Raw genomic sequence first — 22,969 nt, 5'->3', positions numbered from 1 at the left:
TGACGATGATGTTGGATTTATTGCAACGAGTTGATCCACTGCTCGCACTGTTGCGCCCGGGAGGCATCCAGCCCGATCAGTGCCTGCTGTACCTCCTGTCGCCACGCCACCAGCAATGCTTTACGTCCGCTCAGAGTGAATCGCGCGCAAATGTCGGCCGCTGACTGCCCCTCCAGCAGCGCAGCATGCAGAAGCGGCAGTGTACCGACATGCTGGCTGACCAGACGCCCCAGCGCAGCAAAACTGGCCTCAAAGGGCCGCTGTGCCCAGGCGAAACCGCACAACGCCTGCCAGTCATCTTCCGTCAGCATCAGATCCTTGTGGTCTGCCAGCGGCAGGTCCTGCCCATCGACCTGCTGACGCAGCCAGTAACCGTCCCGCGCCAGCTGCTGAACCAGACCAGCGGTCAGGCGCTGCCCCGCAGAACTAAGCGGCAGCACAGCCATCGCCGCATAACACCCGCTGCTGGCTTCACGCTGGCTACCGATGCGCACCAGCTTAAAACCACAGCGCTGCCAGAAACGCCACAGCGGTTCGGTAAAGCCAAAGCTGACCGAGAGATAGTCCAGCCCCTGGGTATGCTCAAGCGCATGGGCGATCAGCTGCTGTCCGATACCGCGTCCGCGCAGCAGCGGTGAGACGGCAATGCGGCTGATACGCCGTGAACGTAGCTGCGGCGCAACCAGTGACCCCCCGTGGGCCGCCAGCGACTGAGCAACAAGATTACCGCGCGGACGCCGTTTGCCTGCCCATACCGCCGCCGCCAGCTCCGCTGATAATCCGCCTTCATCGACCAGCCATAGCGCGCCCTGCACGTTCTCTGCCTGCGTGGCCACCAGAAAATGCATACCCGGTGCATCCATCATGCGGCGCAGGTCCAGCGGCGAAGTGCGATAGTGGGCGCTGGTCAGCAGTTGATAGATCGCCGTCATGCGGGCCGGCTGCCGCAACCAGTCATCCTGCTCCAGCGCGCTGTAGTGAATGGCTCCCTGCTGTGGCTCAGCGCTGCCATCCTCGAACAGCAGCATCCCGGCGACAATCTGCTCCAGAGGATCGTTAGCCGCCCAGCGCAGCGGCTCATCAAGCTGGTAGTGCGTCACCGCGGGCAGTGAGGCGCAGAACTTCAGCATAAAGCCACGCCCGGTGCCCTCGTAGCCCTGCACGGTGGTGGTCAGCAGCACCCGGGGGAATAATGTCACCAGCCGCTGCAACAGCGGTGCCGGAATGGCGGCAGCCTCGTCAATCAGCAACCAGTCAACGCCGGGTACACACTGTTCTGCTTCTGCCAGCAGCCGGTCTGGTGCCACAAACTGGAAGCGTTCTCCGGCAAACTGCGCCAGCACATCCGTCGACACCCGGCCAGGCGCGGTCACCCGACAACGTCCTGGCCAGTGAGCCGCCAGCATCCCCGCCAGTGCAGATTTTCCACGCCCGCGGGCAGCGGTCAGCGCATAAATCCCGGGGGTGGCATTGAGAAGCTCGGTGAGAATGTTCTGCTGCGCGCGATGATCCACCTGCCAGTCGGGCTGGATAGCAACAGGGGAAAGCGTTTGGGGAAAAGGCTGACGCCACAGCACAACGCGCGGGTCGGCCAGTATCGACTGTTGAACATGATGCACAAAGTGCGTGCTGGCACAGGGCGTGTCTCCCTCACTCCAGCGCAGTGAGTCGACATCCGGGCACTGCGCCCAGCCGTCCCATTCGGGGACCAGCAGCAGCAGCCAGCTGCCGGCACGCAGGGTACCCGCCAGCGCGGCAAAAGCCTCAGCATGAAAGCCGTCACGGGCATCAAACACGGCATGGTGGAACTCCCGCCCCAGCAGCGTGCGGATGGCCTGTGGCTCACAGAAAAGCCCGGTGCCCTCGGGTTTCCCCGCCCACAACCAGTCGCCGGGCAATTGTGCCATCACATCAGCGGCCTGCTGTGTGCACCACGCAGGCTCACCGCTGATCACCAGCAGACGGCGCCAGCCCTGTCGTTCAATCTGAGCCGTTGCCGTTATCAGATCATGCACCCGCGTTAACCCGCAAAGGTATTACACTGGCCAGGATTGCCGCTGTCGAAACCTTTCTTAAACCAGGTGTAACGCTGCTGCGAAGTGCCGTGCGTAAAGCTGTCCGGCACCACTCTCCCCTGGCTGCGCTGTTGCAGGCGGTCATCACCAATGGCCTGAGCAGCATTGAGCGCCGACTCAAGGTCACCGGTTTCCAGGATATTTTCCTGCTGCATATAGTGGCCCCAGACGCCGGCAAAACAGTCGGCCTGCAATTCCATTTTCACTGACAGCTGATTCACTTCGGCGCGTCCGGCGTTCTGTTGCAACTGGCGAACGTTTTTATCAATACCCAACAGGTGCTGCACATGGTGGCCCACTTCATGAGCGATAACATAGCCCTGAGCAAATTCTCCACCCGCACCCAGTTTGTTGGTCATTTCGTCATAGAAGGAGAGGTCGATATACACTTTACTGTCTGCCGGGCAGTAGAACGGCCCCATTGCCGACTGTCCGCTGCCGCAGGCGGTTGAGGTCTGGCCGCGGTACATCACCAGCGTGGGCGGCTGCCAGGTCTTATTCATTCGCTGGAACAGCTTCTGCCAGGTATCTTCCGTCAGGGCAAAAACGGTACGGGTGAACTGTGCCGCTTCATCTTCTTTCGGCGTGACCCGACGCTGCTGCTGAGTCGTTTGTGACATCGAGGTGGTGTCCCCGGTCAGCAATGGCGTCAGATCGTAGCCATAGTAGCTGGCGATCGCCACCAGGATCAGCAGAACAATGCCCCCTTTGCCACGGGGAATACGTATACGCCCACCGCCAACCGTCCCGGATTCGTTACGGCGATCTTCCACATTGTCGCTTTCGCGACGCCCTTGCCAGCGCATAAATTTTCCCTCGTGATCATCACAACAACATATCAGTCGATTTTAGTCTGACGCAGCGGGGAACACCAGAAAACGCGGGGGGTAGAAAGGATATAACAAAAAAGGCCAGGCAAGCCTGACCTTTCCATAATGCAGTGTGATGGGGCGGATCAACCGCGCCCGGCAATCAGTCCAGCTTCACACCCAGACGATTCGCCACTTCTTCGTATGCTTCGATCAGGCCACCCAGACTCTGGCGGTAGCGATCTTTGTCCATCTTGTTCAGGGTTTCCTTATCCCACAGACGCGCTCCGTCCGGGGAGAACTCATCGCCCAGCACCACTTCGCCTTTGAACAGACCAAATTCCAGCTTGAAGTCGACGAGGATCAGACCGGCATCCGAGAACAGCTTAGTCAGAACGTCGTTCGCTTTGTAGGTCAGCTCACGCATACGGGCCAGATTTTCTCTGTTGACCCAGCCGAAGGTCTCACAGTAAGACTCGTTGACCATCGGGTCATGTTTAGCATCGTCTTTCAGGAACAGGTCAAACAACGGTGGATTGAGCACCAGGCCCTCTTCCACGCCCAGACGTTTTACCAGAGATCCGGCCGCACGGTTACGCACTACGCATTCCACCGGCACCATATCCAGCTTCTTCACCAGCGCTTCGTTATCAGAGAGCAGGGCTTCCATCTGTGTTGGGATCCCGGCTTCCTGCAGTTTTGTCATAATGAAATAATTGAACTTGTTGTTAATCATTCCTTTACGGTCAAACTGTTCGATACGCTCACCGTCCAGCGCTGACGTATCGTTACGGAATTCGAGTACCAACAGATCCGGGTTTTCGGTGCTGTAAACGGTTTTCGCTTTGCCGCGATACAACTCAGCTTTTTTCTGCATCTTGTTTAACTCCAAACGATATAAGTGACACTATCAGGGCGGCGGTGCCGTCCCGTTAAAATTTTGCCTGGCGGAATTATATGTTCCGCGGGTAAAAAACCGAAGCAATCGTTTACGTAATACCAAATAAAAAAGGCCAGAGAATCTCTGGCCTTCCTGGCTTACTTGCTGAATGCGGCCTGGAACACCGCCACCAGCGCATCATTCTGCGACTGGGTGAGCGGATGACCCTTCGGATCAAGGAACTGCAGACTACTACGGTTATCCAGGTCACCGACCTGAAGTTTGTAGTCACCATTTTTCAGTTCAGGATCTTTGGCACCCAGTTCATCAAAGGTGCTGCTACCCGGCGCTTTGTACGTCACGTTCAGGCTACCCTGTGAACGGTTGTTATCCGTGACTTCCATACCCATGCGGTTCAGGGTCGCTGGCAGACGCTGCCAGACAACGTTGAATGGCGCACGCAGGATCAGGTTAGGCAGACCGGTATCATCCGCCCCACTCTGCACATCAATCTGCGTTGGGCTGCGGCTGGCGGCGGCATCTTCACGGCCAGTTTCAATCTTATCCAGACCGGTGCTGATCTCGTTCAACATCTGCGCAGTGTAACGCTGGATCTGCACCGGGGACGTGACGACTTTGTCCTCCTGCTGCAACTCCAGCAGTTTCACTGTCAGCGCCTGCTGACCGCCCTGCTGCTGAACGCTTAACTGATAACGACCACGATACTGGTTGTCTTCATCAGCACGGTTCCACTGGACCCAATCGGTGGTCAGCGACTGACGAGCATCCTGACGGTCAGCGATCGGGAACTTGGCAGCCTGCACCACATCAACAACCTGCGGCCAGAGTGCACTACGGGTATCGACCAGCAGCGTACCGGTATTGCCGGCAAACTGGCTACGCGTACCGTTCATCAGCGCCAGCGTCTGGGCTGGTGGACGAATATCCAACTGCTTACCCACCTGCCCTTTGCTGCTGACGTTTGGTATGTCAAAGTCGCCATTTTGCAGCGGCAGGATCATGCCAGCAGGTGCGCGCAGATCGCTAAGATCGGCTGCCTGCAGGTAGGATTCGTCACCGCTCACCTGACGCTTGTAACGTTGGTCGTTAGAACATGCTGCAAGCAGCATCACCAACGACAGTCCCACCACTTTCGCTACCGTGGACTTTTGTACTGAGTAAGCCATTAATTCTCCCTAAATTTAAAGCAGGCCAGCGTTTTTCAGTGCCTGCTCAACAACCGGACGACCGGCATCGGTCAGCGGCGTCATAGGCAGACGCAGCGTATCGGTTGCTATTAATCCTAATCGTTTCGCAGCCCATTTCACCGGGATAGGATTCGGTTCAACAAACAGTTTCTGATGCAGGTGCATCAGGCGCTGGTTCAGAAGGCGTGCTTCAGCAAAGTTGCCCTGCTGTGCCAGAGCACAGAGTTCAACCATTTCACGTGCGGCAATGTTTGCCGTGACGGAAATAACGCCGTGCCCGCCCAGGTGCATAAAGTCCAGCGAGGTGGCGTCATCGCCGCTCACCAGCACAAAATCTTCATTTACACGCTCTTGGATCTGACTTACCCGCGATAAGTTCCCGGTGGCCTCTTTGATTCCGATAATATTTTTAATTTTGGCCAGCCGACCGACGGTTTCCGGCAGCAAATCGGTGCCGGTACGTGACGGTACGTTATATAACATCTGCGGAAGAGCGGTGCTTTCTGCGATGGTTTTGAAATGCTGATACAACCCTTCCTGAGTAGGACGGTTGTAATAAGGGGTGACGGTCAGGCAACCGACAACGCCGGAGTTTTCGAAACGTTTGGTCAGAGAGACGCCTTCAGCCGTGGCATTTGCACCGGTCCCGGCAATAATCGGAATACGGCCATCTGCCAGCTCCAGCGTCAGCATCACCACATCACCATGTTCATCATGGCTGAGGGTGGCAGATTCGCCTGTCGTTCCTACAGAAACAATTGCCGCGGTGCCGCTGGCAATATGGTAATCAATCAGTTTTTTCAGACTCGCACGGCAGACATTACCTTTGTCATCCATCGGCGTAACGAGTGCAACAATACTTCCCGTGAACATTAGCCATCCCCTCGACAAACAAGTGCTTCATGGTACGTTTGTACGAGCAGTAAAAGCAAGCGCGCAGGGCGGCTCAAGCGCTTGTCAGCAGTTTTTTTTATGTTTACCTTATAGTTATTAGTATTTGGACAGGAAGCTTGATTTTGCCACAGTCATCGCAACACCATTTGGTTATCACTGCCCTTGGGGTAGACCGCCCAGGGATCGTCAATGCCATCACCCGTCATGTCAGCAGTTGCGGATGTAACATTGAAGATAGCCGGCTTGCTATGCTGGGCGACGAATTCACCTTTATCATGCTGTTATCCGGTAGCTGGAATGCCATCACCCTGATTGAATCCACTCTGCCATTAAAAGGAGCCGAACTGGAATTGCTGATCGTGATGAAACGCACCAGCGCCAGCACACGTCCTCCGATGCCCGTCACGGTGTGGGTTCAGGTGGATGTAACCGACTCCCCGCATATCATTGAACGCTTTACCGACCTGTTTGATTCGCATCAGATGAATATTGCAGAGCTCGTCTCACGGACGCAGCCAGCAGATGAAAATCAGCCTCCACTGCTCTATATTCAGATAACCGCCCACAGTCCGGCCAGTCAGGATGCTTCATTTATTGAGCAAGCGTTTAACCGACTCTGTACAGAACTCAATGCTCAAGGCACTATTAAGGTGGTTTCTCATCACGGAGCGTAAATCTGGCTAACCGCGAGAGAGAAAGTGCGCACATTTACCCATAGAATGTCCCCATAGCATGATGATAAAAACGGAGAGTTGTGATGAATCCACTGAAAGCCGGTGATACCGCACCGAAATTTAGCTTGCCCGATCAGGATGGCGAACAAGTAAATTTAGCCGACTTCCAGGGACAGCGCGTTCTGGTTTATTTCTACCCGAAAGCGATGACACCAGGCTGCACCGTACAGGCATGCGGTCTGCGTGACAGCATGGATGAGCTGAAAAATGCTGGCGTTGATGTCTTAGGCATTAGCACCGATAAGCCGGAAAAACTGTCGCGCTTCGTTGAGAAAGAGCTGCTGAACTTCACCCTGCTCTCTGATGAAGACCACCAGGTTTCTGAACAGTTTGGTATCTGGGGCGAGAAAACCTTTATGGGGAAAACCTATGATGGGATTCACCGTACCAGCTTCCTGATCGGTGCGGATGGTAAAGTCGAGAAAGTCTTTGATGATTTCAAAACCAGCAACCACCACGATATCGTGATGGATTACCTCAAGTCAGCATGATTTGAACGTGCGGGTCGGCCTTTTTCCGGTCGACCCGTAACGATTTAACCCGTGATTATTTGGCCAACTCATCCGGCCAGGCATGTACGACCGCTTTGACCAGCGTCGCCAGCGGGATCGCAAAGAACACGCCCCAGAATCCCCATAGCCCGCCAAAAATCACCACCGACAGGATGATCACCAGCGGATGCAGGTTCACGGCTTCTGAGAACAGCACAGGCACCAGAATATTGCCATCCAGCGCCTGGATAACCAGATACACCATCATCATGGTCCAGAAGTCACCGGACAATCCCCACTGCCCCAGCCCAACGCCCACGACCGGGATGGTCACCACCATCGCACCAATATAGGGGATCAGCACGGAAACACCGACCAGCACCGCGAGTAATAGCGCATAGTTCATGCCAATCGCGAGGAAGCCCAGCCAGCTGACCACCCCGACCACGATCATCTCCAGCACTTTACCGCGAATGTAGTTAGACACCTGCTGGTTCATCTCAATCCAGACCTGCCCGGCCAGGCCACGGTTACGTGGCAGCACACGCCGAATGGCACTCAGCATTTGTTCTTTGTCCTTTAGCAGAAAGAACACCATCAGCGGTACCAGCACCAGATAGATCGCCAGTGTCATCAACCCCACCAGCGAGGCGAGAGAATATTTCACCACCTGGTCACCCAATCCACTCAGGCGACTGCGCAGGTTTTCCACCACAATATCGATAATTCCCACATCCATCAGCGTAGGAAAACGCTCCGGCAGACGCAGGGCAAACTGATAGAGGCGGGTGAGCATGGTGGGCAGCTCATGGGTCAGATTAATGCCCTGCTGCCATGCCACGGGGGCCACCACCAGCATCAGAACCAGCAGCAGCGTTGCAAAGACAATCAGCACCAGCGTTACCGCCCAGGTGCGCGAGCAGCCAAGCCGCTCCAGCCGCACCGTTGGCCACTCCAGCAGATAAGCCAGTACCAGCGCCACTAACAGCGGGGCCAGCAGGCCATTAAAGAAAAACAAAATGCAAAATGCAGCGATTAAAATCACCAGCAACGCAATCGCCTGGGGATCGCTGAAACGGCGACGATACCATTGCGTAAGAAGTTCCAGCATGGGAGTCCTTGCCTGAAAAAGAATAAAGAAGAGTGTACCTGATACGGCCCGCCCTTGTGAAAACAAGAGCGGGCGTAAAAACTACTGCGGCAGCACCTGCACAACGGCAGGCGGTTCAGTGATATTTTTCGCGACAATCACCCGGTTGCGTCCGGCATTTTTTGCCTGATATAGCGCATCATCCGCCAGCTTGAAGGTCTGATCCATGGTATTGCCACTTTCCGGTGACCAGAAAGCCACACCCACTGAAATTGTAATATGGCCGACAGGATCCAGCGACAGCGCTTCAATGCGCTTACGCACACGTTCAGCAATCATCATGGCCACATCGCGATCGGCGCCCGGCAGGATCATCAGGAATTCTTCACCGCCATTACGGCAGATCACATCGGTCTGCCTGGCACTTTGCTCCAGCTGACGCGCCACGGTTTTGATCACCGTGTCACCTGCATCATGGCCGAACGTATCATTCACCCGTTTAAAGTAGTCGATATCCAGTGCCAGCACGGCAAAAGGCTGGGTGGTGGCCAGAAAATAGTCCAGTACCGCATTCAGGCCACGGCGGTTGAGCAGGCTGGTCATCGGGTCAGTCTGTACTTCACTTTTCAGGCGGCCAATTTTATCCTGCATCAGTGAAATCCCGACCAGCAACGCACGTTTGATCTGTGACGCCTCATAATACCAGGAGCGGATGCTGTTGATCTCTTTCGAGACATTTTGCGTATCCATCTGGCTGGCCTTGCGCGCCAGCTGCCATAGCGGCAGTGCAATGCGTTGTGCAAGGATCAGCGCAATAATCAGCGTCAGCAGAGCAAACGGCACCGAATGCTTCAGCACTTTCAGCAACAGGCTGTTCAGCGGCGCCAGCGTGGCCTCCGTGGGTTTAAGCGCCACGATGGTCCAGCCTGCCGTCGGTACATTGGCATAGCCCGCCAGCATCGCATCACCGTTTTCGGCGGTCACCTGCTGATGGCCATTACTGGATTTTTTACGCTGTTCGTTACCGATTAACGGATCGATGGTTTTCCCGATCAGCTGACGATCCTGGTGATATAACACCTGGTTCTTTTCATCGATCACATACAATGACGAACCGTCGCGATAGAACTGCTCGCCCAGCAGAATGTTAAGGATGCTTTTTTTCTTCAGGTAAATAGAGCCGCCGACATAGCCGAGGTAGCTGCCGGTTTTCGACCAGATCGGCCAGGAGATAAACACCAGCAGATTATTGGCAGCAGACATCGTTGGCGGGCTGACCAGTGGCTTGCGTTCTGTGAGCGCCTGTTTTGCCGCGCTGGAGCTGAGATGCATGCCTTTCAGCATCAACGACTCCGGCGAGATCGCGCGCACCCAGCCGTTGGCATCAACAATCACCACGGAGTTAAAACTGTTGGTTTGTTCGCGCAGGCGATCGACTTCATCCTGCAGAGTGGCATCGTTACCCAGGCCATTACCCAGCACTTTAGCGCTGTAAGAGAGCTGTGACTCAGCCAACTGGAAAAACACTTCGGTAGTGGAGGCCAGCTTGGTGGCATAAACCCGGTTTGATTCCAGTGTGTTACCGATCAGCACATCGCGCTGCACACGCCAGCTGGCGTACAGAGAATTAGCGAGTGTGATCACGATACTGGCGACAGCCAGCAGCGTAATAAGGGTGCGCAAGTCCGTTTTTGGCCGCGATAGCCTCAACATGGACTCACCTTCGTGAGAAACATCATCATCTGCGCCTTATATTTTATTATGCGCGTTAATACCCCATCGGCTTCACACGGCAGGTGTGAAAAATGCGGAGTATGTCTTTGAGTGCGAGTTATGCCCTGGTAAAGCACGTGCCAATTGTACACCTCTCAGCCGATTTGGGAATATTCTGAATCGCGCAGGGCCAATAAATATTTTGGTTAAAGCGAGATAATCATGCAGCGCAGCAATGCAGCGAAGGAGAGGAAAATCGAGGCCAGGCGGGCCGAGGGCCCGCACGGAACAGCCGTCTACATCGACAGGAAAGCATATCCTTGATTTTCAAGGGTCGATACGGTTGTTGGGCTAGAGAGTGCATGGGTAACCGACCGATCAATCCAGTTGCTTTGGAAATGATGGAAGGCCACAGACTGATCGCACACGGACACATCTACCCCTTTGGCACGCAGGGCGCCAATCAGTTTCAGGTTAGGATTATCGATGCCATAAATCCGGTGATACTGCTCATTGTTCAGCATGGCGGGCGTACCCTCCCCCGTTACTGACACCACAAACTTCAGTTTTTCTGTCGGAACACCGGACGCCACATACAGATTCACCACACGCGCCACACGTTCCAGCCCCAGGTTCGGGTCCTGGGGTGCGTTTTCGGCGCGGGTAATCTGGAAAACAATTTTATTGCTGTCATTGATGTTGGGTTTGTAAGCAACATCTGACTCGTAGTGCATTTTCCCATAACCTTCAATGGCGGGCGTTGACCAAAACCCTTCAGGATCGCTGACCGGTGCAACACGATTGCTGATCTTGTCGATAAGCTCAGGCGCTTTGGTAAAACTGGCCCCGACAAAACCCGCGACAGCCGCAATCAGAACATAAGACACCACAGAACGCATAAGGAACTCTCCGCAAAACACCGTTGTGACTGCGATATTACACAGCCTCATCACAAACGCTTACCGGCGTTTTTCATCATACAGGCTGGATAGTCCCCCTCTAAAACAGTGCCGGAACGTCACTGTGTAGCATCAGCTAACAATGCCCGTAGACAGCCGTCATCAGGCAGGTCCATACCAAACTACAGTCGCGGGTCCCTCTCGCCGTCAGATCATTGTTATTACCGTAACTGACTGGATATCTTTATACTTTTTAATGGTTCGCCATTGTTCACCCGCCCCCCAGCCAATGATAATTTTGCTTATGTCGTCTTACACTGCCCTCTCCTACGACAGGGACGTTTTTAAGAAAAAACCTGGTCAATTAGCATGCCACTATCAATAAAACTGATTAAATTTACCTAACTTTTAAATTTAAGCCGAACCATTGCGCCGATGAGAGCGACATTCACCTGCTCTGTCGGGGAGCGCCCCCACACCGCCCTGTTCAGTTTTTTACCGCAACATCGTGTGCGTAATTGACGAGTACCGGCAGACGTCACTATTTTAGCCATTTCATTCGCCCCGGGCTGTGGTTTAAGATGTGGAATTAGTGCGTCTTTTTCTACGTACATGCAGAACATTTCGGCACGTTGCCGGTCAAAAAACTGGACTTCCTTGTTAGGGTTTACGTATGTTCATCCGATTAAAGAAAAGCCTGCTGGCTTCGCTGGTGGTGACACTGCTGACGGGTAGCTTGCTTCCGGCACATGCCGATATCAGCGATAATCTGCCGGATATCGGTACCACCGCAGGCGGCACACTGTCGATTAATCAGGAACTGGCGATGGGCGATTTTTATGTGCGCCAGTTGCGTGCCAGTGCCCCTATCATCAACGACCCGCTGCTGAATCAATATATCAATCAGTTAGGGCAGCGCCTGGTGACCCACGCCTGGTCGGTAAAAACCCCGTTCCATTTTTACCTGATCCGTAACGATGAAATTAACGCCTTTGCTTTCTTTGGCGGCAACGTTGTCCTGCATTCCGCCCTGTTCCGCTACAGCGATAATGAAAGCCAGCTGGCCTCCGTTATGGCGCATGAAATCTCCCACGTGACCCAGCGTCACCTGGCGCGCGCGATGGAAGAGCAGCAACGTAATGCGCCACTGACCTGGGTCGGCGCGCTGGGATCCATTCTTCTTGCAATGGCCAGCCCGCAGGCGGGGATGGCGGCATTGAGCGGCACGCTGGCAGGGGCTCAACAGGGCATCATCAGTTTTACCCAGCAAAATGAACAGGAAGCGGACCGCATCGGCATTCAGGTGCTGCAGCGCGCCGGTTTTGACCCGGAAGCGATGCCCAACTTCTTGCAGAAGCTGGCGGACGCCTCCCGTTTTGCGTCAAAACCACCGGAAATGCTGCTGACGCACCCACTGCCTGACAGTCGTCTGGCCGATGCGCGGAACCGCGCCAATCAGATGAAGCCAGTGGTGGTGCAGTCCTCGCAGGATTACTACATGGCCAAAGTCAGGGCGCTGGGGATGTTCTCAACCGGACAGAACCAGTTGGGCACCGATCTGCTGACGACCCTGGCGCACGGTAACAGCCGTGAACAGTCCGCCGCGCTATACGGGAAAGCAGTGTTGCTGCTGGGGGAAAGTAAGTTTACGGAGGCGCGTACTATTATTGCGCCACTGCTGGCAAAGCAACCGGATAATCTGTGGTATCTCGATATCATGACCGACATCGATATCGGGCTGAAGCAGCCTCAACAGGCGATAAACCGTCTGCTGGCCGTTAAAGGGGTAAACAACAATCCGGTATTGCAGATTAACCTCGCCAACGCCTATGTGGAGGCCAAACAACCGGCCAATGCCAGCAAAGTGCTCTACCGCTACACATGGGCGAACAAAGATGACCCCAACGGCTGGGACTTGCTGGCTCAGGCCTCGGCGGATCAGAGGCTGACAGATGAAGAACAGGCGGCGCGAGCTGAAGGTCTGGCGTTAAGCGGCCAGCTCGATCAGGCCATCCGCAGCCTGAGCAGCGCCAGTGCAGCCGTAAAACTGGGCAGCCTGAAGCAGGCACGTTATGACGCACGCATCGACCAGCTGCGCCATTTGCAGGAGCGTTTCCGTCAGTACCAGAAATCATAACGAATCCTGAGGATAGCCATGTCAGAGGTACAGATTTACCATAACCCGCGCTGCTCCAAGAGCCGCGAAACGCTCGCGCTGCTGACCCGCCAGGGAATAACGCCTGAGGTCATCCTTTATCTGGAGACCCCACCCGATGTCGCCACGCTGAAAACGCTGTTGCAGCAGCTGGGATTCACCAGCGCGCGTCAGTTGATGCGGACTAAAGAAGCGCAGTATAAAGCGGCGGGTCTGGACGATTTAACGTTAACGGAAGCGCAGTTACTGGCCGCGCTGGTCGCTGAGCCGAAGCTGATTGAACGCCCGATTGTTACCAATGGAGGCAAAGCGCGCATCGGCAGACCGCCGGAGCAGGTGCTGGAGATTCTTTAAGGAAGAAAGCCTGGCGCAGAGCAACTACAGCGCCAGTGTCTCTTTAACGAAGGGAATGGTCAGTTTACGCTGGGCGCTGATAGAGGCCTGATCGAGCTGATCCAGCGTCACAAAAAGCGTACGCATTTCACGATCGAGCCGTTTCAGCAGGAAGCGGCCCACATCTTCCGGTAGTTCAAAACCGCGTAATTTTGCACGTAGCTGTAAGGCCTGCAATTTATCTTCATCGGAAAGCGGTTGCAGCTTATAGATCTGCCCCCAGTCGAGACGCGAGGCCAGATCCGCCAGCTTCAGGTTGAGCTGACGCGGTGGACGATCACCCGTGATCAGCAGTCGTGTTTTACCGGTTTCCAGAATGCGATTATACAGATCGAAGATCGCCATTTCCCAGGGTTCATCCCCGGCAATGCACTCGATATTGTCGATGCAGATCAGCGCGAGCTGCTCCATGCCATCGAGCACTTCAGGCACAAACCAGGTGCGTTTATCGAGAGGAACATAGCCCACCGCCTCACCTTTGGCCGACAGTTCGGCACAGGCGGCATGCAACAGGTGGCTGCGTCCTCCGCCCTCGCGGGACCAGAAGTAGAAGTAACTCCCGTGTTGCTGATGCAGTGCGCCCTGAAGCGCAGCCAGCAGCGACGGATTTTCCCCCGGCCAGAAGCTGGCAAAGGTTTCATCGTCGGGCAGGTAAAGTGGCAGTGAGAGCTGTGCCGGCGTGTTCAGATTCACCTCAGGGTTTGAGCAGGCAGAAAACGGGAAAATTCTACCACAAGTCGTTCAGGATCATGAAACGCTAAGGTCGGGAGATGCAATGAGGCAGGGGCAGCCAGAGCTGCCCCTTAGATTTACTGTGCGTCGCGACGTTCGTCCTGCACCTCAATCACCTCTTCTTCCTTACTCAACAGACTGATCGCTTTGAAAATCAGGCTGAGCGTCACACCCACCACGGTGGCAAGTGCCATGCCTTTCAGCTCAGCGGCACCAATGTGTACTTTCGCCCCACTGACGCCGATGATCAGGATCACGGAGGTCAGGATCAGATTCTGCGCTTTGTTGTAATCCACTTTCGATTCAATCAGTACGCGAATACCCGATGCCGCAATCACACCGTACAGCAACAGCGATACGCCGCCCATCACCGGGACTGGCACGGCCTGGATTGCCGCAGCCAGCTTACCCACGCAGGAGAGCATGATGGCCAGAATCGCTGCGCCGCCAATTACCCAGGTGCTGTACACGCGGGTAATCGCCATCACGCCGATGTTTTCGCCATAAGTGGTATTGGGCGTTGAGCCAAAGAAGCCGGAGAAAATGGTCGAGATGCCATTGGCAAACATTGAACGATGCAGACCCGGGTCTTTCAGCAGGTCTTTCTTCACAATATTCGCCGTTACCACCAGGTGGCCGATATGTTCGGCAATCACCACCAGTGCCGCAGGCAGAATGGTGAAAATGGCATACCATTCAAAACGCGGGGTGTAGAAGGTTGGCAGGGCAAACCAGTGGGCTTTCGCCACCGGCGTCCAGTCGACAATGCCCATGCCATAGGACAGTGCGTAGCCCACCAGCACACCGATCAGAATCGGGATAATTGCCAGAAAACCACGGAACAGCACGGAGCCAAAGACCGTTACGCCCAGCGTGACCATCGAGATAATAATGGTTTTGCTGTCAGCCATGCTGCCATCGGCTGGTAACAAACCGGACATATTCGCCGCCACGCCCGCCAGTTCCAGACCAATCACCGCCACAATCGCGCCCATCGCCGCTGGCGGGAACATCACGTCCAGCCAGCCTGTACCGGCTTTTTTGACGATCAGCGCCACCAGGCAGAACAGCACACCACACATAATGAAACCGCCCAGCGCCACTTCATAACCCAGCGGTAACAGCAGCAGTACCGGGGAGATAAAGGCAAAGCTGGAGCCCAGATAAGCCGGGATTTTACCTTTACAGATAAACAGGTACAGCAGCGTGCCGATGCCGTTGAACAGCAGCACCGTGGCCGGGTTGATATGGAACAGGATGGGTACCAGGACCGTCGCGCCAAACATGGCGAACAGATGCTGGAAGCTGAGTGGAATGGTTTGCAGCAGCGGTGGCCGCTCGTGTACGCCAATTGCACGACGCGTCATGATGTTATTACCCCTTGAGTTTGCCTTTGCTATAAAAAAACCGACTCTCTGGTCGGTTTGATGCTTATCGGGGCGGGCATGCCCGCCCCCTACGGATTATTCGCGGATTCGGCGCTTGCCGGGCCGGGCATGCCCCACCCCTACGAATTACTCGCGGATTCGGCGCTTGCCGGGCCGGGCATGCCCGGCCCCTACGGGGTTCGTAGGGGTGAGGCACGCCTCGCCCGCAGCCGGCTTATTTAGTACCGAAGATCTTATCGCCTGCATCGCCGAGGCCAGGGATAATATACCCCTTCTCGTTCAGCCCCTGATCGACTGAGGCAGTGTACAGCTCAACATCCGGGTGCGCTTTTTCCAGCGCAGCAATACCTTCCGGTGCCGCGACCAGTACCAGCACCTTAATGCTGTTACAGCCCGCTTTTTTCAGCAGGTCGATAGTAGCAATCATCGAACCACCGGTTGCCAGCATCGGGTCAACCACCAGTGCCAGGCGCTCTTCGATGTTGGACACCAACTTCTGGAAATAGGGTACTGGCTCCAGTGTTTCTTCATCGCGGTACACGCCAACGACACTGATCCGGGCGCTTGGCACATGTTCCAGCACACCTTCCATCATGCCGAGACCAGCACGCAGAATAGGGACAACGGTAATTTTTTTACCTTTGATCTGTTCGATTTCAACCGGACCGTTCCAGCCTTCAATGGTCACGGTTTCGGTTTCCAAATCGGCAGTGGCTTCATAAGTCAGCAGACTTCCCACTTCTGATGCGAGTTCACGGAAACGTTTGGTGCTTACATCATGTTCCCGCATCAGACCCAGTTTATGTTTGACCAGCGGGTGTTTGACTTCCACGATCTTCATTGTTGTACTCCCGGAGTGTTAAGCTGCAAAAAAAAATCGCGAGATTATAGCGCCATTTATCCCCGGCGCCATATGACTTAGTGCAATACTTTGCACATCTCCTGCAACCCCTCTAAGAATTAGCTAAAATCCAGCTATCCGCAATGCGCAATAAGATGGCACTCGCAAACGTTTGCCTGCGCTGCTAGAATTGCCGCGCTTAAACTTACCACCACACCAACCGCAAACCGCGTGGGGATTTCGCAGTGACCGACAAAACCTCTCTCAGCTATAAAGACGCCGGCGTAGATATCGATGCTGGCAATGCTTTAGTCGACCGTATCAAAGGCGTAGTGAAAAAGACTCGTCGCCCGGAAGTGATGGGTGGACTGGGCGGTTTCGGTGCCCTTTGTGCACTGCCGCAAAAATACCGTGAACCTATCCTGGTTTCCGGCACTGACGGCGTCGGCACCAAGCTGCGTCTGGCGATGGACCTTAAACGCCACGATACCATCGGTATCGATCTGGTCGCGATGTGCGTTAACGATCTGGTGGTACAGGGCGCAGAGCCTCTGTTCTTCCTGGATTATTATGCAACCGGCAAGCTGGACGTTGACACGGCAGCCAGTGTGATCACCGGCATCGCTGAAGGCTGTTCACAGTCTGGCTGTGCACTGGTGGGCGGCGAAACCGCTGAAATGCCAGGTATGTACCACGGTGAAGATTACGACGTGGCAGGCTTTTGTGTCGGCGTGGTTGAGAAATCCGAAATTATCGACGGCAGCAAAGTGGCCGATGGCGACGTTCTGATCGCCCTGGGTTCAAGCGGCCCTCACTCCAACGGCTACTCGCTGGTGCGCAAAATTCTGGAAGTCAGCAAAACTGACCCGGAAACCACTCAGCTTGAAGGCAAAACGCTGTCTGACCATCTGCTGGCTCCAACCCGCATCTACGTGAAAAACATCCTCAGCCTGATCGAACAGGTGGATGTCCATGCGATTGCCCACCTGACTGGCGGCGGTTTCTGGGAAAATATTCCGCGCGTACTGCCGAATAACACTCAGGCTGTTCTGGACGAGTCAAGCTGGGAATGGCCAGCCGTCTTTGGCTGGATGCAGCAGGCCGGTAACGTCAGCCGCTTTGAGATGTACCGCACCTTTAACTGTGGTGTCGGCATGGTGATTGCCCTGAGTCCGGCAGACGCCGACAAAGCGGTACAATTGATGACTGATGCAGGCGAAAAAGCCTGGAAAATCGGTGTCATCAAAGCCTCTGACTCTGAAGAACGTGTGGTTATTAACGCATGAAACGCATAGTCGTGCTGGTTTCCGGTAATGGAAGCAATTTACAGGCAATCCTGGACGCCTGCCAGCAGGGACGGATTCACGGCAGCGTTGCTGCCGTGTTCAGTAACAAGGCTGAGGCCTTTGGTCTGGAACGTGCGCGTGAGGCGAACGTTGCTGCTCATGCGCTGTCTGCTGCGCAGTTTGCCGACCGTGAAGCGTTCGATCGCCAGCTGATGCTGGAGATTGACGCTTACGCCCCCGATCTGGTGGTACTGGCCGGTTACATGCGCATCCTCAGCCCGGCATTTGTTCAGCACTATGCCGGTCGGATGCTGAATATCCATCCTTCGCTGTTACCGAAATACCCGGGGCTGCATACGCATCGCCAGGCCATCGAGAACGGTGACGACGAGCACGGCACCTCGGTGCATTTTGTCACCGAAGAGCTGGACGGCGGTCCGGTGATCCTGCAGGCAAAAGTGCCGGTGTACAGCAACGACAGCGAAGCGGATGTTGCTGCGCGCGTTCAGCACCAGGAACATGCGATTTATCCACTGGTCGTCGGCTGGTTTGTGGATGGCCGACTGGCTATGCGCGACGATGCCGCATGGCTTGACGGTCAGCCGTTGTCCGCTGAAGGACATGCATTCGAATAATGCCTTACCTGCGTAAGGGCGGACCTTTTTTCCTGTCCGCCCATATCAATGACCTCCACCAAATTAACCATATCGTCCGGTAATATAATCCTCAGTACGACGCTGACGCGGTGACGTAAACAGATCATCGGTCATGCCAAACTCCACCACACTCCCCTGGTGCATAAACGCCGTATAGTCCGACACACGTGCCGCCTGCTGCATATTGTGCGTGACCAGAATCAGCGTGAAGTGCTGTTTTAACGATGTCATCAGCTCTTCTATCACCAGCGTCGAAATCGGATCCAGTGCCGAGGTCGGCTCATCCAGCAGCAGGATTTCAGGCTCAATGGCGATAGCTCTGGCGATCACCAGGCGCTGCTGCTGTCCGCTCGACAGCGTGAGGGCATTTTGCCAGAGGTTATCTTTCACCTCTGGCCACAGCGCCGCAGCACGCAGCGCACGCTCCACCGCTTCATCCAGTACACGCCTGTCACGCACGCCCATCAACCTCAGACCGTATACCACATTATCGTAAATGGTTTTCGGGAAGGGATTAGGCCGTTGAAACACCATGCCCACGCGGCGACGCAGCGCAGAGAGATCCTGATTATGGCCGAGGATTGACTGCTGTTGCAGGCGGATATCCCCTTCAATGCGACAACCATCAATCAGATCGTTCATACGGTTAAAACAGCGTAACAGCGTTGATTTCCCACAGCCTGATGGACCAATCAACGCCGTAATGCGGTTTTTAGGCACTCGCAGGCTGATGTTATTCAGCGCGGCTTTATCGCCATACCACAAACAGAGGTTATCAATCTCAAGCGCGGTTTCGTTGTCATCAAACATCGCAGTCATAACGGAATTCCGTGTTAATGCATCAGCGCACGGTAGCGCTCGCGCAGACGGTGGCGAAGGACCATCGCCATCAGATTTAACCCCAGAATCAGCAACACCAACAGCAGCGCCGTGGCAAATACCAGCGGGCGATCGGCTTCGGCATTGGGGCTTTGGAACGCCAGATCGTAAATCTGAAAACCAAGGTGCATAAATTTACGATCCAGATGTAAATAAGGGAACAGCGAGTCTATCGGCAGCTCCGGGACCATCTTCACCACGCCCACCAGCATCAGTGGAGCGGTTTCTCCAGCGGCACGTGCCACCGCCAGGATCAGCCCGGTAAGCATCGCCGGTAATGCCTGCGGTAACACCACGTGCCACAGCATCTCTGCCTTCGTCGCCCCCAGCGCCAGCGCACCCTGGCGCAATGAACCCGGAATGCGCGACAGCCCCTCTTCAGTGGCGACAATCACCACTGGCAATGTCAGCAACGCCAGGGTCAGTGATGCCCATAGCAGGCCTGGCGTGCCAAAGGTCGGGTTCGGCAAGGCGCTGGAGAAAAACAGACGATCGAGGCTGCCGCCCATAAACCAGACGAAGAACCCCAGGCCGAACACGCCATAGACAATCGATGGCACCCCCGCCAGGTTGACGACGGCAATACGCACCAGCCGGGTTAACAGATTGCGTCCGGCATACTCATGTAACCAGATGGCGGCAATCACCCCCAGCGGCATCACCACCACCGACATCAGCAACACCATCAGCACGGTACCGAAAATCGCCGGGAAGACACCGCCCTCCCCCTGGCTCCCGCCGCCAGAATCACTGACAAAGTGCCACAGCTGGCTGCCAAAATGTCGCCACTTCATACCGGTGGTCATCGCATTGGGCTGCCAGGCAGCAATAATCTGCGCCAGCGAAATCTCATGCTGCACACCGCTGGCATCCCGCAGCAGCACCGCCGTATTGTTGCTTTCACGCTGAAGCGTTGCGAGTCTGGCGGCCTGACGGGCGAACTGACGTTGCAGTTCAGCGCGATCCGCCTGATACACCGACTGGGCCTCGGGGTTATAGCGCTTTTCGTCTCGCAGATGCTGCCGCTGTTGCTCCAGCGACTCCATCTGTGCGTTCAGCCGCGCCATGTTCTTGCGCCGCAGTTTCTCTGCCTCGTCAATCCGCTGACGAGCCTGCAATAAACGCTGCTGTAAGGTCTTGCCAGGGTCCTGGGAGGTTAACAAATGGCTATCTTCACGCAGCCCTTCGAACCAGCCATAGGCATTGCCGCCTGAGCGGCGTTGCAACACGATGGCCTGCGGGGGTGTTTCCCTGGCGATCGCATCGCTGGACAGTACCGTGCGAAAGTCAGGCGCATCGAAATCACGGTTACCGGTTTTAATCAGATAACGTGTCACGCTGTCAGGCAGACCCGCAGCATCTCGCTGGCCGCTGGCGACCAGTTGCTGGCGCGATACGGTCTGCTGCTGGGTGACCTCGCCCAGTACCTGTACCTGACCTTGCGGGGTATTCAACGTGAACAGTTCCAGCGGCTGCGGCCAGAAATAACGCAGCCCCTGCCAGGCCAGCAGGGTAATCAGCAACAGGAAGGCCAGCAGACTGACGGCAACAGCGCCACCAGTGAGCCAGCGCCAGCGGTGATTATTCTTTACCGCATTCATCCCTGCACCTCCTGCTGGCTGTAACGCTGCCGCAGTCGCTGACGCACCATCTCGGCAACGGTATTGACCACCAGCGTGAAGATCAGCAGCACCAGCGCAGACAGGAACAGAATACGGTAATGGGTGCTGCCCGCCGCCGCTTCCGGCATTTCTACCGCCACATTGGCCGCCAGTGAACGTAATCCTTCAAACAGCCCCCCGTCGGTCACCGGCGTATTACCGGTAGCCATCAGCACAATCATCGTTTCGCCAATAGCGCGGCCAAACCCGATCATCAGGGCGGCGAAGATACCGGAAGAGGCCCCCGGCAGTACCACGCGCGTCAGGGTTTGCCACGGTGTCGCCCCCAGCGCCAGCGATCCCTGCCCCAGTGAGGCCGGAACACTAAAAATAGCATCTTCTGCCAGCGTGAAAATCAGTGGGACCAGAGCAAAGCCCATCGCCACACCCGCCACCAACAGGTTGCGCTGCTGATAGTCTGCGCTGATGTGATCGGCCAGTCCCTGTCCCCAGAGTGCCTGCTCCGCCAGCGGGATGAGCCACAGGGAGCCTGTCGCCGTCAGTAACAACAGCGGCAGCAATAGCAGGACTTCACGCCCTTCAGCAAACGCACGTTTACGCCAGCGAGGGGGCAGTTTTTGCACCATCCAACCACACAGCAACAGCACCGCAGCCAGCAGTAAAGGCAGTAGCAGTACCCCAAGCAGCCGATCGGCAATTTTTGGGGCCAGCCACAGCCCGGCAATCAGACCAATCACCACGCTGGGTAACGCGCCCATCATTTCAATGGTGGGTTTCACCCAACGCCGTAGCTGAGGCGTCATAAACCAGGCGGTGTACATGGCGGCCGCCAGTGCCAGTGGCGTCGCAAACAGCATCGCCAGCCCTGCGGCTTTCAACGTGCCCGCCACCATCGGGATCAGGCTAAATTTCCCCTGGTAGTAATCATTGGCCGAGGTGGACTGCCAGACCCAGGCCGGCTCCGGATAGTTTTCATACCAGACTTTCTGCCACAGATTGCGCCAGCTGAGATCGGGCCACGGGTTAGTCAGACGATAATGCTGCCAGTGCCCGGCACGTTCAACCAATAAGCCATCGCCCTCCTGGGAGAACTGCGCCAGTTCAATACCCGGCGCCAGCTGTCGGCTGAGGATCGCGCCCTGCTGCTTACTGGCAAACAGCTTCAGCTCACCCTGCGGACTCAGGGTGGCGAAAACACGACGGTGCGGTTCGGTAAAGAGCAGAGGCTGCCACTGCGCCCCCTCAAAATGACGGATATAACGCAAATGTGGGCCACTGGAGCTTGCAATATCAAACCACTGGGAAATCCCCTGCCCATCGGAAATGAGCAAGGAATTCCCCCCACTCAGCAACGCGATGTTTTTCGGTGGCTCGGCCAGCATCAGAGAATCACGCAGCTGGGGCTCACCGTTACCAAGTCGCCAGACGCGCAACTGAGCGCCAGAAAGGGTAAATAACAGGCTGCCATCGGGCGATAACAGCAACTGATCGACGTCACGCACGTTCAGCCGGTAGTTTTGCGCTGGCTGCTGAGCATTGAGTTGCCATAGCGTAATATGATCGGCGGTCGCCAGTGCAACCTGCCAGCGGTTTTCAGCGGTCTGCGCCAGACTGAACTGACGCACATGATCTTCCCCGTTGGAAAGTGGGACATCGCCCAGCGGGAATGTCCAGCGGGGTTCCTCACCGGGAGGAAAATCGGGTTTAACTAACACCATTGAGCCGCTATCTGACAACAACAGCACACTACTATGATCGGCACTGCTCGCTGCCCGGATAGTACCGCGCAACAGCGTTACTGCAGAGGAAGGAGGTTGAGCACTGAGCGGCACAAAGCGCCCGCTGCCCTGACGGTCAATGCGCCAGCCCCACTGTTGCTGCCTGTCCATTCCCATGGCAACCGCAGGACTGCTCTGCCAGAGCTTAATGTTGTTATCTGCCTGCATCCCAGGGCTGATAAAGAGTGGCACCACCACCCAAATCAGCCAGAAGAACAGCAGTGTCATCACCAGCAGGATCGCCACCCCACACGCCGTTACCACACGTCGCGTCAGCCGATCAATCCTGCGGCGGCGCCCGGCGTTGTCGTGAACAGGGATTGGGCGATCAGTCATATCAGGGTGGTTTTCCATTATGCTTAGAAGCCGCTATGTTGCCCGTATGTGATTAATAAGACAATCAACATTCATCGGGCATTGGACAATGCTGCCATACTCTCGCCATA

At 55.7% G+C, this 22,969-nt stretch carries 20 protein-coding genes; 6 read left to right on the top strand and 14 right to left on the bottom strand.

Going from position 1 to position 22,969, the window contains the following annotated elements; all coding sequences use genetic code 11:
- Positions 1-17 precede the first annotated feature (17 nt).
- The 5 genes from FY046_RS18210 to dapA form a co-directional block, all read right to left on the bottom strand.
- Positions 18-2,015 (bottom strand): tRNA(Met) cytidine acetyltransferase TmcA, encoded by a 1,998-nt coding sequence (locus FY046_RS18210; RefSeq protein ID WP_167864722.1) that lies wholly within the window; start codon positions 2,013-2,015, stop codon positions 18-20.
- A 5-nt stretch (positions 2,016-2,020) separates the two neighbouring features.
- On the bottom strand, positions 2,021-2,881 hold the full coding sequence (ypfJ, locus tag FY046_RS18205; RefSeq protein ID WP_133845914.1) for a KPN_02809 family neutral zinc metallopeptidase: 861 nt from the start codon (positions 2,879-2,881) through the stop codon (positions 2,021-2,023).
- A gap of 166 nt (positions 2,882-3,047) precedes the next feature.
- On the bottom strand, positions 3,048-3,761 hold the full coding sequence (gene purC, locus FY046_RS18200) for a phosphoribosylaminoimidazolesuccinocarboxamide synthase (protein WP_133845913.1): 714 nt from the start codon (positions 3,759-3,761) through the stop codon (positions 3,048-3,050).
- 161 nt (positions 3,762-3,922) lie between these two features.
- Entirely contained in the window at positions 3,923-4,951 is a 1,029-nt protein-coding gene (bamC, locus tag FY046_RS18195) for an outer membrane protein assembly factor BamC (protein WP_133845912.1), read from the bottom strand.
- 15 nt (positions 4,952-4,966) lie between these two features.
- The gene (gene dapA, locus FY046_RS18190; RefSeq protein WP_133845911.1) at positions 4,967-5,845 is read right to left on the bottom strand and encodes a 4-hydroxy-tetrahydrodipicolinate synthase; all 879 of its coding nucleotides are present in this window, start codon (positions 5,843-5,845) and stop codon (positions 4,967-4,969) included.
- Positions 5,846-5,988: 143 nt separating this feature from the next.
- Here dapA and FY046_RS18185 point away from each other — a divergent pair, with 143 nt between their 5' ends.
- Both FY046_RS18185 and bcp read left to right on the top strand, forming a co-directional pair.
- Positions 5,989-6,540 carry a glycine cleavage system transcriptional repressor gene (locus FY046_RS18185; protein ID WP_133845910.1) on the top strand — a complete coding sequence of 184 codons (552 nt, stop codon included), beginning with the start codon at positions 5,989-5,991 and terminating at the stop codon, positions 6,538-6,540.
- An 83-nt stretch (positions 6,541-6,623) separates the two neighbouring features.
- On the top strand, positions 6,624-7,091 hold the full coding sequence (bcp, locus tag FY046_RS18180; RefSeq protein ID WP_133845909.1) for a thioredoxin-dependent thiol peroxidase: 468 nt from the start codon (positions 6,624-6,626) through the stop codon (positions 7,089-7,091).
- A gap of 55 nt (positions 7,092-7,146) precedes the next feature.
- Here the strand turns inward: bcp and FY046_RS18175 are convergent, their stop codons facing one another.
- The 3 genes from FY046_RS18175 to FY046_RS18165 form a co-directional block, all read right to left on the bottom strand.
- Positions 7,147-8,202, bottom strand: coding sequence for an AI-2E family transporter (locus FY046_RS18175; protein ID WP_167864721.1), 1,056 nt, complete (start codon positions 8,200-8,202; stop codon positions 7,147-7,149).
- An 81-nt stretch (positions 8,203-8,283) separates the two neighbouring features.
- Positions 8,284-9,894, bottom strand: coding sequence for a sensor domain-containing diguanylate cyclase (locus FY046_RS18170; protein WP_133845907.1), 1,611 nt, complete (start codon positions 9,892-9,894; stop codon positions 8,284-8,286).
- A gap of 296 nt (positions 9,895-10,190) precedes the next feature.
- A complete protein-coding gene (locus FY046_RS18165; protein ID WP_133845906.1) occupies positions 10,191-10,793 on the bottom strand; it encodes a DsrE family protein in 603 nt (200 codons plus the stop codon).
- Positions 10,794-11,466: 673 nt separating this feature from the next.
- Here FY046_RS18165 and bepA point away from each other — a divergent pair.
- Entirely contained in the window at positions 11,467-12,930 is a 1,464-nt protein-coding gene (gene bepA / locus FY046_RS18160; RefSeq protein WP_133845905.1) for a beta-barrel assembly-enhancing protease, read from the top strand.
- 18 nt (positions 12,931-12,948) lie between these two features.
- Positions 12,949-13,302, top strand: coding sequence for an arsenate reductase (glutaredoxin) (gene arsC, locus FY046_RS18155; RefSeq protein ID WP_133845904.1), 354 nt, complete (start codon positions 12,949-12,951; stop codon positions 13,300-13,302).
- 24 nt (positions 13,303-13,326) lie between these two features.
- On the opposite strand, the gene hda is transcribed toward arsC, so the two are convergent.
- The 3 genes from hda to upp form a co-directional block, all read right to left on the bottom strand.
- Positions 13,327-14,034: a DnaA inactivator Hda gene (hda, locus tag FY046_RS18150; RefSeq protein WP_133845903.1), complete on the bottom strand. Its 708-nt coding sequence runs from the start codon at positions 14,032-14,034 to the stop codon at positions 13,327-13,329.
- A 116-nt stretch (positions 14,035-14,150) separates the two neighbouring features.
- The gene (uraA, locus tag FY046_RS18145) at positions 14,151-15,440 is read right to left on the bottom strand and encodes a uracil permease (RefSeq protein ID WP_133845901.1); all 1,290 of its coding nucleotides are present in this window, start codon (positions 15,438-15,440) and stop codon (positions 14,151-14,153) included.
- Between the two features lie 235 nt (positions 15,441-15,675).
- A complete protein-coding gene (gene upp / locus FY046_RS18140) occupies positions 15,676-16,302 on the bottom strand; it encodes a uracil phosphoribosyltransferase (protein ID WP_133845899.1) in 627 nt (208 codons plus the stop codon).
- 245 nt (positions 16,303-16,547) lie between these two features.
- Here upp and purM point away from each other — a divergent pair, with 245 nt between their 5' ends.
- Together purM and purN are read left to right on the top strand one after the other, a co-directional pair.
- Positions 16,548-17,588: a phosphoribosylformylglycinamidine cyclo-ligase gene (gene purM / locus FY046_RS18135; protein WP_446186339.1), complete on the top strand. Its 1,041-nt coding sequence runs from the start codon at positions 16,548-16,550 to the stop codon at positions 17,586-17,588.
- Complete coding sequence (gene purN / locus FY046_RS18130; protein WP_133845897.1) at positions 17,585-18,223, top strand: phosphoribosylglycinamide formyltransferase; 639 nt, start codon at positions 17,585-17,587, stop codon at positions 18,221-18,223. Before purM ends, purN begins: the two co-directional genes overlap by 4 nt.
- A 63-nt stretch (positions 18,224-18,286) precedes the next feature.
- Here purN and pstB read toward each other — a convergent pair whose 3' ends face one another.
- Genes pstB through FY046_RS18115 form a run of 3 tightly spaced genes read right to left on the bottom strand, consistent with a single transcriptional unit; the run spans position 18,287 to position 22,877 of the window.
- Entirely contained in the window at positions 18,287-19,054 is a 768-nt protein-coding gene (gene pstB, locus FY046_RS18125) for a phosphate ABC transporter ATP-binding protein PstB (RefSeq protein ID WP_420361221.1), read from the bottom strand.
- 23 nt (positions 19,055-19,077) lie between these two features.
- Positions 19,078-20,724, bottom strand: a complete 1,647-nt coding sequence (gene pstA / locus FY046_RS18120) for a phosphate ABC transporter permease PstA (RefSeq protein ID WP_159338053.1) — start codon at positions 20,722-20,724, stop codon at positions 19,078-19,080.
- Positions 20,721-22,877, bottom strand: a complete 2,157-nt coding sequence (locus FY046_RS18115; protein WP_159338052.1) for an ABC transporter permease subunit — start codon at positions 22,875-22,877, stop codon at positions 20,721-20,723. The genes pstA and FY046_RS18115 overlap by 4 nt, the downstream gene beginning before the upstream one ends.
- Positions 22,878-22,969: the final 92 nt, after the last annotated feature.

This window comes from Erwinia sp. 1181_3 (genome assembly GCF_052824965.1).
This window is presented reverse-complemented; position numbering and strand designations above follow the sequence as displayed.